This window comes from Enterocloster sp. (assembly GCF_057861365.1).
Genome location: NZ_DBMACH010000031.1, coordinates 1 through 11151, shown reverse-complemented (window position 1 = coordinate 11151; position 11151 = coordinate 1). Strand labels below are relative to the sequence as shown.

Genomic DNA, 11151 nt, shown 5'->3' with positions numbered 1-11151 from the left:
AGTCTCTTGGACTCGGAATCACGGCCGTTCTTAGTAGAACCAACACCCTTTTTATGAGCGAATAACTGAAGGTTCATCTTTAACATGTCTTACACCTCCTTGAATCGGATGATAATATATGTTCTCCCATAATCCTTCTCAATATTCTGAAGTCCCAGAATAAGAGAATTCATAAGGAGCTGCGACTCAGGACTTATATCTGAGGTAAACCGAAAGTCAAACTGAACGTCCTCCTGTCCGGCAGCCCCCTCAAATGGGTCTTCCGTAAATGTCTCTACCGAATTATAAAAATTGATCGCCAGCGCCGATACAGCTGCGCAGATGATATCCTCACCCTCTTCAGCATATCCAGCATGACCTTCAATCACAATCCCCCGGTAAAGCACATTGCCTGAATCTCTGGAATCTTTTAATACAGTTGCCTGAATCATATCATTTACAATTAGGCATTGATCTTTTCGATCTTAACCTGTGTATAGAGCTGTCTGTGGCCGTTCTTCTTGTGATAGCCAGTCTTTCTCTTATACTTGTAAACGATCACTTTCTTAGCCTTACCTTCCTTCTCAACTGTTGCTGTAACAGTTGCTCCGGCTACGGTTGGGCATCCGATCTGCAGTTCGCCGTTGTTTACAGCCAGCACCTGGTCAAATGTTACGGTCTCGCCTGCGCCTGCGCCCAGTCTTTCTACCTTAATGACATCGCCTTCTGCTACCTTGTACTGCTTTCCGCCTGTTGCAATAATCGCGTACATAAAAGGCACCTCCTATGTTCATTACTCGCCAGCTTCGGTGCCGGTTTTCTGGATGCATCCATTCTCCCGGACTTTTACCCCGCTGTGCGGCATACTCGTATACTATAGCATTCCTGTTTTAATCTGTCAATATGTTTTTAGAATTTTTTGTTTTTCCGTCCGTCAGGCAGATACTTTTTTCACGGATGCCGAACGTATCAAAATATGCGTTTTCTTTCGGGATCCATTCCTGCTTAAAACGTTCGCACATTGCCTCGCCGTTTCTGATCCGGATTCTGTTTAACTGCTCTGCGGGATCAATTTCACAGAAAAACCTCAGATCCCAGATGTCTCCAAAGAAGGGGTGCTGGCTGTAGGAGCCTTCAATGATGCTTAAGGGAGTCCAGTCCGTTTGTATTCGGCAGTCCAGCCTCTGAGCCTTACAGCTGTAGATCTGATATTCCAGTCCCTCTCTGTCATTTAAGTGATCTAAAATCTCTTTTTTAAAACGTTCATAATCTACATTCCCGCCGATCTGGGACAGCCGGTCGGCGGTGCGCTGATAAGGCTGTAAAAAAAAGTCATCCATATGGAACAGCCGGCAGGAGTAAATACTTTGAAGAATCCGCCCCATGGTACTCTTCCCTGCGGCGCACATCCCGTCAATGGCAATCTGTACCTGCATCCTCTCTCTCAAAGCCCTGTCAATCCTTATGAAAGCTTCATAATAGCGTGCATAGCTGGCGGAAACGATCCGATAGGCCGGATGATAGGCACTGCGGTAACAGCTACTGTGACGGACGGCGGGATATCCCTGGCTGCGGTATGTATCCAGAAATGCTTCTGCCTGAGCCAAAGTGAACGGAAGCTCTCCCGACCGGCAGCACTGGAGCAGACACCTTAGTTTCTCCTCAAAGCCTTTCCTTGTTCCGGATGCTCTGGCTGCAGTTTCTGTAAACATCCGGTTTAAAGTTTCTTCGGACAGTCCGTCCTCCAGAGCAGACAGATAAATCCGGTACATTTCTCCCCCGATTGGTTCGCATATAATGGGAGAATACTCCCACTTAAAGCTTTTGTACTCTTCTTTCAGACGATCCAGGCTTTTTTCAGGACTGGTGATCATATGGCCGCCGCCAAATTCGCTCTGATACAGCAGCTTTACAACATCCTGGAGCTGCATCTGGGGATATTGTTTTAAATGCGCAAGCAGTATTTCTTTCATATTTTATTCGATTACCTTTGCTTTTCTCAATGTTATAATAATAACAGGAATCAGGACAAGCTGCAAGATAATTCCCGGGACTGCCTTTAAAAGGGCTCCGCTTAAAAAAATCTGCACAGAAAAGGCATTTCCCATAATTCCATAAAGGACCATGCTTACAAGTCCCCATACGATACGCCCGAAAATCATGGCACCGATCAGACTGATATAAATGGAAATGGTATTTTTCTCCAGTTTTTCATAGAGAAGCCCTGTAGAAGCTCCGTAAGCTGCAAGTTCAAATGCCATAGCAGCTGCTACGGGCATCATAGGAGGCATTCCAAGAGTCATGCTGCGCAGAATGGGAACAATCAGGCCGACTAAAAGCCCCCACTGCCAGCCGCAGACATAGCCGCAGATCAAAACCGGAATGTGCATGGGAAGAAGCATACTTCCAATAGTTGGAATCTGACCGGTGAAGAAGGGAAGCACCATGCCAAGGGCCAAAAATACAGCTGCTGTTACCATGTTTTTTGTTGAAAATCGTTCTGTCATACCTTACTCTCCTTTTTGCACAAAAAATACCAGAAATGTACCTATCCTGTCGGATTTTTGTACCTTCCTGGTATCAATTACGCATGTTTATTTTTAAATCTTCCGCTTTTGCGGGAACGGCTTCAGCCGGGAACGCTGGCTTGTGCCAGCTGCTTTATTTATTATAACGGACAAGGGGCACTACGTCAAGAAAATATGAAAATCCAAGGATGGCGTTATTTTACGATGTTTTGCGATAAAAGAAGGATAACATAAAAACAGCGCCTGCTCCCTTCACATTCCTGAGAACAGACGCTGTCTTTCAGTTATCCTTTCTTCCACGTTCCCGGCGAAAACAGCACCAGGATCGGGAAAAGCTCCAGCCGTCCGGCCAGCATATCAAAGATCAATACCAGCTTTGATAAATCAGACAGCATGGAAAAATTAGAGCTTGGTCCGACGGTCGATAAACCGGGCCCAATGTTGTTAAAGTTTGCAGCCACCGCAGAAAAACTTGTGGCAAAATCAAAGTTATCCAGACTGACCAGCAGCACAGACACTGCAAAAATCAGGGCATAAAGAATCAGATATGCATTCAGCGAACGCAGGACGGGGTGTCCCAGCACTTTTCCCTCGTATTTAATCACCTTGACGCTGCGGGGATGGATCACTGCTGCCATTTCCTTTTTGGCCTCCTTGAAGGCCATCATAATGCGTGATACCTTGATGCCGCCTCCGGTGCTTCCTGCACAGGCGCCGATAAACATCAAAAGCAGAACGATGCATTTGGAAAATTCCGGCCACTGGTTAAAATCCACTGTCGCATAGCCTGTAGTTGTGATAATAGATGCTACCTGGAACAGAACATGGTGAACTGCCAGAAACAGGGATGGAAACAGGTGGCGTACATTCAGAGTAATCAGGATTACTGCTCCCAGAATGACGGCCAGATAGCCGCGCATTTCTTCACAGCGGAAGGCATCCTTGGGTTTTTTGATCAAAAGCAGGTAATAAACATTAAAATTCACGCCAAAAAGGATCATTGCGATACTTAAAACGGCCTGCTGATACAAGGTATAATCTGCCTGGCCGCTGTTTCTGCAGGCAAAACCGCCGGTTCCTGCTGCACCGAGACTCATGCAGATGGTATCAAATACAGGCATTCCGCCAATGAGCAGAAAGCCCATGGTAGCAATGGTCATAAAAAAGTAGATCTGGTACAGAAGCTTTGCTGTAATGCGGATTTTTGGCACCAGCTTTCCTACAGAAGGGCCGGGGCTTTCTGCACGCATGATATGCATATTGTAATCCCCGGTCATGGGCAGGATGGAAAGGATAAAGACTAAAATCCCCATACCGCCGATCCAGTGGGAAAAGCTGCGCCACATCAAAGTAGCCTTGGAAAGCTCTTCTACCTTTGGCACAATACTGGCTCCGGTAGTTGTAAAACCGGAAACAATTTCAAACAGCGCATCAATAAAATGAGGAATTTCGCCGCTGAGCCAAAAGGGCATACAGCCAAAAAAGCTGAGTACGATCCAGCCTAAGGACACCAGTACAAAGCCTTCTTTTGCAAAAAACATTTTTACTTTGGGCTTTTTCCTGGTACACAAAAAGCCCAAAACTCCGCAGATGCAGGAAACAACCAGATAGAAGGTGATTACGGATTCCCGGTAAACGGCTGCCGTAATAATAGGCAGAAACAGCAAGACGGCTTCAATGTTCATAATCCAGCCAAGCATATAGATAATAATACTTCGATTCATCTCTCTCCCGCCTTTACCTTAAAATATCTGTAAGATCGTTTAATCCTGTATGAGTCGTAACGACAATAACCGTATCTCCAGCTTCAACCGTATCTTTGCCTCGTGGAGTGATGATCGTTCCGCCCCGGTTGATGCAGGCCACTAAAAGATTATCGATCAGCTTCAGTTTTTCCAAAGGAATGCCAAGAATCGGCGATCCCTCCTTTACGCGAAATTCCAGCGCCTCCGCTTTATCTGCGGCAATTTTATAAAGAGTCTCAATATTGCTGCTTCCCATGGAATTCTGCATAGCACGGACATACTGGAGGATAATCTCAGCAGTGAGCATCTTGGGCTGGATCAGACTTCCGATATTTAAAGAATTAATAACATTTTCAAAAGCAATCTTATTGACTTTTGTGATAAGTTTTGCTTTCGACTGGCTGGAGGCATAGAGGGACAGCATGATATTTTCCTCATCAAATCCGGTAAGACTGGCAAACGCCTCTGTCTGTCGGATCCCTTCCTCCAAAAGAAGCTGTTCATCCGTACCGTCGCCGTGGATGATCATAGCTTTGGGAAGAAGTTCGCTTAACTGGCGGCACCTCTCTTCGTCTCTTTCGATGATTTTAATCTTGATTTTTGTGTCCTCCAGCAGCCTGCACAGATAATGGGTCAGCTTTCCGCCGCCCACAAACATGGCGCTTTTGACAATATTATTATCAACTCCCGCTTTTTTAAAGAAATCCGCACTTCCCTGATGAGAGGCAATAAAGGAAATTTTATCTCCCTTTTTCATCACAAAATTACCGTCCGGTATCACAACGTCATTTCCGCGCTCCACCACACAGATCAGAACATTGCTTTTTAGACGGTTTACAACATCCATGACCCGCATATCATTCAGAAGAGAATGCTCCGGGATCAGGAATTTTAAAAGCTCGATCCGCCCCTTTGCAAAAGGCTCGATCTTAATTGCAGAAGGGAAACGAAGAAGGCGGGCGATTTCTCTGGCGGCTGCCAGCTCCGGATTGATAGCCAGAGACAGATTCAGCTCTTCTCTGATATAACGGATCTCGGATGAATATTCCGGATTTCGGATACGGGCGATGGTGTGGCAGTTTCCGGCCTTTTTTGCGATCAGACAGCAGAGCATATTTAATTCATCTGAATTTGTGGTAGCGATCAGAAGATCTGCATCCTGGATCCCTGCCTCCATCTGTACCTGATAAACTGCACCATTTCCCGTCACGCCCATTACATCCGCGCTGTCGGAAATGTTTTGTATGGCTTCCTCATTTGTATCAATGAGTGTGATATCATGATTTTCTCTGTTCAGCTGTTCAGCCAGGGTGGTTCCCACCTTACCGCAGCCAACAATTATGATCTTCATAGGTTTTTATCCCCCCGCATCCCGTCATAGGTTTGTCCCGCCTGTTCATAAAGCGGTTTTCTTACCTTTTTTCTTGTCAGTTCCACCAGCCCCAGAGGCGTCATATCCACAACCACCGTACGGACCGGATCCGTTGACACAGCCTGTTTTAAGCAGTCTAAAAGGGCCTTTTTGTCCTCCTCCTGCTCCATATCAATAAAATCTACCATAATGATGCCTGAAAGATTCCTTAAACGCAGCTGGGCTGCAATGGTAAAAGCCGCCTCGTTATTGATTTTTCGGATGGTGTCGGCCATTTTCTTTCTGCCTTCATACTTTCCAGTGTTTACATCGATCACCGTCATAGCCTCTGTAGGCTCAATAACCAGATAGCCGCCGGATTTAAGCCAGACACGTTTTCCAAGAGCACGATCCAGTACAGTTTCCAGGCCGTAAAGCTTATATAAAGGCAGAAGGCTGTCGTCATAAAATTCAAGCTTTTCCAGATCCTCAGGCTGCTCTTCCTTCAGATAGGCCTTAAGCTGGTCATACAGCCCCCTGTCATCGGTTACAATAGAGGAAAGCCGGCCTTCATAGGCATCCCGCACCCCTGTAATATAGGACGGCAGAGGCTGGTACAGGCAGGAACCGCTCACTCTGCAGGCCGCGTCTTTTATTAAGGCTTCCAGACGTTCTTTTAAAAGGATACATTCTTTTATAAGCGCATCCATACCGGCCTGGTAGGCATTCGTCCGTACGATCACGCCAAACCCACTTAAGGGAGCTTCCTCCAGACAGGCCTTTGCTTCCTTTTTAAACAGGCTGTCGCTGATCTTATTGGAAAAGCCAATGCCTGTTCTGCCTGCGGTAACCACACAGAGACGGCCGGGAAGGGACAGGTTTGCTGTCAGCACCGGAGCCTTTGTCTTTACGCCCTCCCGGCTGATCTGCACCAGGATTTCATCTCCCTGGCGCAAAGGCCCCTCTTTCCGGTTCCTGTCGGTAAACAGATGGCTGCGGTTTTCTGTAAGACTGTAATAGCCTACACCGTCTCCCGTGTCGATAAATGCCGCGTTGATGCCCGGTACTACCTTCTGTACCCGTCCCACATAAATACGGTTTAAAACAGAGCAATCCTCGTCCTCCAGAGTCAACTCCACCAAAGAGCCGTCCTGGATAAAAGCAGTACAGATCCTGCCCCTAAGCCATGTAATGATCCGTTTTTCCATCACTCAATGTCCTGTCCCAAAGCTCCAAGAGGAATAAAAGAATGAATTCCCTGCTCTCTCTCATGCTCTGATGCCTGATCTGCGTATACTTCCTCTCTCTGAACCATAAAGGCAAAGGGAGAACGTTCCTTGCCCAGTGCTTCATAATAAGCATCCAACAAAAGCTCCGGCTTAATATTGGATGCGCTTCCGGTGGAAATCTTCATAAAGAGCTGTGACTGTGCTGCATCATTTCCGGCAATCACGCCAAGGTCATAGATAAGAGGCTTAAGGTCCATTTCCTTTTCGCCCTTTTTCGTCTTTTTAAGGACCATAACCTGAGGCTGGTCAAAAAAGGCAGTAAGCTTTTTAAACCACTCTTCTGCGCTTTCCTCCTCCGGCTCATAGCCGGGACGGAAGGTTAAGGTGTAATCTGCGGCAGCCACACTTGACATGGCGTTGGCAGCGGTATCAGGAAGAAGCTTGTACTCTGCGATCTCAAAGCCCTCGGCCATAACGGCATTTAAACGCTCTAACATCTCAGCCGTGGTGCCGGTGGAGTGTACTTCAATATCCACATATTCGCCGTTGCTGGTGATTCCCACGCCTAAAGGCGCTGCAAAGGACATGATCTGATGAGGGCTGAAACCCCCGCTGTAGCAGATCTCCACATCGGCTCTTCGGATGGCCTTCTGGAAATAGCGCATCACATCCAGGTGGCCGATGAATTTCATAATACCTGTTTTTCTGAACTTAATACGGATTTTCATTGGTTTTTCCCCCTGGTTTCAAAACATACGCCGCCACCAAAGCCCATGGCTCCGCAGCCGGAACATTTCTGGCGGCAGTTGGGCGTTACCTCACCATTTAAAGCCTGCTGCCATTCTCTCTTTAAAAATTCCTTTGTCACGCCTGCATCAATAAAATCCCAGGGGAACAGTTCATCCAGGCCGCGCTCTCTGGTGGTGTAAAAATCAATGTCCACGCCGCAGGTCTTAAATGCATCCATCCAGATCTCATTTTTAAAGAACTCGGACCAGGAATCAAAGATGGCACCGTTTTTGTAGGCCTCCTCGATCACAGGGCCTACCCGGCGGTCGCCTCTGGCAAGGACGCCCTCAAGAACAGTCAGCTCTGCCTCATGCCAGTTGTATTTTAAGCTTTTGAAATTTTTCATTTCACGGAATTTGCCACGGACAATATTGGCCCTCTCTAAAAACTCCTCTTTCGTGCACATTCTGGCCCACTGGAAGGGGGTAAATGGCTTTGGAACAAAGAAGGAGGAACTGGCAACTACCTGGACTTTTCCGTTTCTCTGATCCTTTGGAATGTCATAATAGGCTTCTGCGATCTTTTCAGACAGCAGGGCAATTCCCTCCATATCTTCTACGGTCTCTGTAGGCTGTCCCAGCATAAAGTAAAGCTTTACCCGGTTCCATCCGGCCTGGAAGGCTTCGGAAGCGCCCTTTAAGATCACCTCTTCGGTCAGTCCCTTATTGATTACGTCCCGCAGACGCTGAGAGCCGGCCTCAGGCGCAAAGGTAAGGCTGCTCTTTTTGATATCCTGAACCTTGCTCATGACATCCAGGGAGAAGGCGTCGATTCGTAAGGAAGGCAGGGAAATATTGACCCCTTTCCCCTTAAACTCGTCAATGAGGAAATTCACAAGGCCCTCCAGATAGGTATAGTCGCTGGAGCTTAAGGAGCTTAAAGAAATTTCCTCATGGCCTGTACTCTTAAGCATATCGTAGGCATAATGCTTTAAATATTCCAGGCTGTGCTCTCTTAAGGGACGGTATACGTTTCCGGCCTGGCAGAAACGGCAGCCCCGGATGCAGCCTCTCTGAATCTCCAGAACCACGCGGTCCTGAGTGACCTTTATATAGGGAACCAGAGGCTTTTCGATATAACCCACACTGTCCATATCGGCAACGACCTGCTTGCGGATCTTCTCTTTTGCGTGGCTGTTGTTGGGGGTAAAGCTTTTTAAGGTGCCGTCCTCATTATACTCAGGATCATAGAAGGAGGGCACATAAATGCCGGGAATTTCCGCCGCCATCTCCAGAAAATCCTTTCTGGAGCCGCCTGCCGCCTTATTTTCCTGATAACGGTCAATAAGGTCAAAATACACGGTCTCGCCCTCTCCGATGTAGAACAGGTCGAAAAAGTCCGCCAGCGGTTCCGGATTGTAGGCACAGGGGCCGCCGCCGATGACAATGGGATCATTTTCACAACGGTCGCAGGCATGAAGGGGGATCTGGGACAGATCCAGGATCTGAAGCACATTGGTGTAGCACATCTCATACTGGAGGGTAATGCCCAAAAAGTCAAAATCCTTTACCGGCTTCTGGGATTCTAAGGTAAAAAGAGGGATTTTCTTCTCTCTCATAATGGGATCTAAGTCCACCCAGGGGCTGTATACACGCTCACAGCACACATCTTCTCTGCTGTTGAACATGGAGTAGAGGATCTGGATGCCGAGGTGGGACATGCCAATGTCATAGACATCCGGGAAGGCGAAGGCGAACCTGGTACGTACTTTGGAGTGATCCTTTACTACTATATTTACCTCTCCGCCAATGTAGCGGGCAGGCTGCTGGATCGATAGCAGAATTTCGTCACTTAATGCTAATTTTCTCATTCTTTTTCCTTTTTGATTTTATTTGATTTGCAATGTTTTATATCTTCATTGCGGATAATTATACAACACATACTGAATTTAGGCAACCGTGAGTTGGCTTACAAACTTATCTAAATGACAGCTCCGACAGCTTTCGTAAAAAAGAAAAGCACCAGAAACGGTGCTAATCTTCATAATGCTCTTTACAGGAATAAATGATCAGATTTTGATTATTGTCAAAATTGTAAACTAACCTGTGTTCCTCCGTGATCCGGCGGCTCCATGCTTTTCTATACTTTAATGGTTCCGGCTTCCCAAGTCCTTGTGATAGTCCATCCCGATCTATGCTCTTAATAAGTTCATTGATCCTCTTAACTATCTTTTTGTCTTCCAGCTGCCAGTCTGTGTATTGCTGCCATGCAGTTGGAGTAAAATTATTCGTATGCCTCCAGCTCATCAATGGTCTTTACAACAAACCCACCTGCTTCAGCTTCAGCCATAGATTTATCTATCATTGCAAGATAATCAGCGTTTCTCTTCGCTTTCATCATTTCATTATACTCTGCCTCAGATAACATCACAACATTTTCGTTTTTCGGTCTTGATATAATGAGAGTTTCACCCCGAAAAACTTTGTCGCATAATGATTTGAAATTATCTCTAACATCCATGCTCTTTACTGCTAACATTTTCAACACCTCATTTCCGCATTAAAAATCGTATGGTTTTTCGTATTTTTATTATATATTAGCATCTTTTACCTGTCAAGTACCATGATGATATAGGATAGTCTTTGTGAAAGGAATCTTATTCCAGCTTGACCACACCTTCCCCAATGACAGATTCCAGTCTGGCTCTGGCATCACCCACATATTTCTCCGGGGTGTTTATAAAACACCTGTTTTCCAGAAATCAGTTCCCAACTGCTGGCCGGATAAGAGCCGTTATCCTGCTTATAAATTAAAAGCCAGAAACAACATAGCCCATAATGGGTGTCTGCTGTTTCTGGCTTTTGTTGTTTTAAATCTGAATTATTACATTTTGTAAACCAATCATTCCGCCTGCATTGACAGAACCATCTTTTTTGCAATAAATACCAGAAGGATCGCGGCTCCTGCAAGTATGGCAGAACCTATGTATCCGGCAACATAGGAGCCGGTAGAATCATAGAAGCTGGCGCTGATTTTAGGTCCCACAAAGGCTCCGATTCCATATCCGATAAAAATCAGACCATAATTGCGGTTATAGAAACGGGAACCGAAAATGATTTTTACCATAGGTGCAAATACTACCAGCAGGCCTCCAAAGGAAAAGCCAACCAGACAGATGCAGAGAATAAAGTATGAAAGAGAGTGGGCGGCAGTCAGCATACACATGGAAATGCCGTTGATCGCAAGCACCAGAAGCAGGGAGTTCCAGCCCTTTAACCGGTCATAAATAAAGCCAAAGCCGATTCTTCCGCACATATTTGCAAGGGTCATAATGCTGACGCACATAGCGGCCATCATTGGAGTCTGTCCAATCTGGTTTTGAGCAATCGGCGAGGTGGCGCTTACCATCATGGTTCCGGCTGCATTTGCAAAAATGAACATCAGGAGCATAACCCAGAAAACGGGCGTTTTTACCATCTGAGGAATATTGTGATGGTGTATAAATAAAGTTGACACCCTATTCTCAAGGATTTTGATATATAATCATAATCAATACGAGAACAGGAGAAAAACCTATGGCACAGAATCAA

13 protein-coding genes are annotated in these 11151 nt (G+C 46.2%); all 13 read right to left on the bottom strand.

Translation table 11 applies throughout. The annotated features are described in order from the left end of the window. On the bottom strand, positions 1-86 hold an 86-nt coding region (locus tag ACZM6M_RS17410; RefSeq protein WP_489490627.1), incomplete at its 3' end, for a 50S ribosomal protein L27. A 3-nt stretch (positions 87-89) separates the two neighbouring features. Then, positions 90-431, bottom strand: a complete 342-nt coding sequence (locus tag ACZM6M_RS17405; RefSeq protein WP_066548445.1) for a ribosomal-processing cysteine protease Prp — start codon at positions 429-431, stop codon at positions 90-92. A gap of 11 nt (positions 432-442) precedes the next feature. Next, entirely contained in the window at positions 443-751 is a 309-nt protein-coding gene (gene rplU, locus ACZM6M_RS17400) for a 50S ribosomal protein L21 (protein ID WP_066548443.1), read from the bottom strand. Positions 752-869: 118 nt separating this feature from the next. Then, positions 870-1952: a hypothetical protein gene (locus ACZM6M_RS17395; protein WP_484078038.1), complete on the bottom strand. Its 1083-nt coding sequence runs from the start codon at positions 1950-1952 to the stop codon at positions 870-872. 3 nt (positions 1953-1955) lie between these two features. Then, positions 1956-2486 (bottom strand): ECF transporter S component, encoded by a 531-nt coding sequence (locus tag ACZM6M_RS17390; protein WP_066548434.1) that lies wholly within the window; start codon positions 2484-2486, stop codon positions 1956-1958. 305 nt (positions 2487-2791) lie between these two features. Continuing rightward, positions 2792-4231: a TrkH family potassium uptake protein gene (locus ACZM6M_RS17385; RefSeq protein ID WP_417045783.1), complete on the bottom strand. Its 1440-nt coding sequence runs from the start codon at positions 4229-4231 to the stop codon at positions 2792-2794. A 13-nt stretch (positions 4232-4244) separates the two neighbouring features. Then, the gene (gene trkA, locus ACZM6M_RS17380) at positions 4245-5603 is read right to left on the bottom strand and encodes a Trk system potassium transporter TrkA (protein ID WP_484078037.1); all 1359 of its coding nucleotides are present in this window, start codon (positions 5601-5603) and stop codon (positions 4245-4247) included. Beyond that, entirely contained in the window at positions 5600-6811 is a 1212-nt protein-coding gene (locus ACZM6M_RS17375; protein ID WP_337934276.1) for a ribonuclease E/G, read from the bottom strand. Before ACZM6M_RS17375 ends, trkA begins: the two co-directional genes overlap by 4 nt. Continuing rightward, a complete protein-coding gene (locus ACZM6M_RS17370) occupies positions 6811-7560 on the bottom strand; it encodes a TIGR03936 family radical SAM-associated protein (protein ID WP_066548425.1) in 750 nt (249 codons plus the stop codon). Before ACZM6M_RS17370 ends, ACZM6M_RS17375 begins: the two co-directional genes overlap by 1 nt. Next, entirely contained in the window at positions 7557-9431 is a 1875-nt protein-coding gene (locus tag ACZM6M_RS17365; RefSeq protein WP_484078036.1) for a TIGR03960 family B12-binding radical SAM protein, read from the bottom strand. Before ACZM6M_RS17365 ends, ACZM6M_RS17370 begins: the two co-directional genes overlap by 4 nt. A gap of 163 nt (positions 9432-9594) precedes the next feature. Next, on the bottom strand, positions 9595-9867 hold the full coding sequence (locus tag ACZM6M_RS17360; protein ID WP_418762089.1) for a Txe/YoeB family addiction module toxin: 273 nt from the start codon (positions 9865-9867) through the stop codon (positions 9595-9597). Next, positions 9845-10099 carry a type II toxin-antitoxin system Phd/YefM family antitoxin gene (locus ACZM6M_RS17355; RefSeq protein ID WP_066548423.1) on the bottom strand — a complete coding sequence of 85 codons (255 nt, stop codon included), beginning with the start codon at positions 10097-10099 and terminating at the stop codon, positions 9845-9847. The genes ACZM6M_RS17360 and ACZM6M_RS17355 overlap by 23 nt, the downstream gene beginning before the upstream one ends. A gap of 363 nt (positions 10100-10462) precedes the next feature. After that, positions 10463-11077 (bottom strand): MFS transporter, encoded by a 615-nt coding sequence (locus tag ACZM6M_RS17350; RefSeq protein ID WP_489490626.1) that lies wholly within the window; start codon positions 11075-11077, stop codon positions 10463-10465. Positions 11078-11151 lie beyond the last annotated feature (74 nt).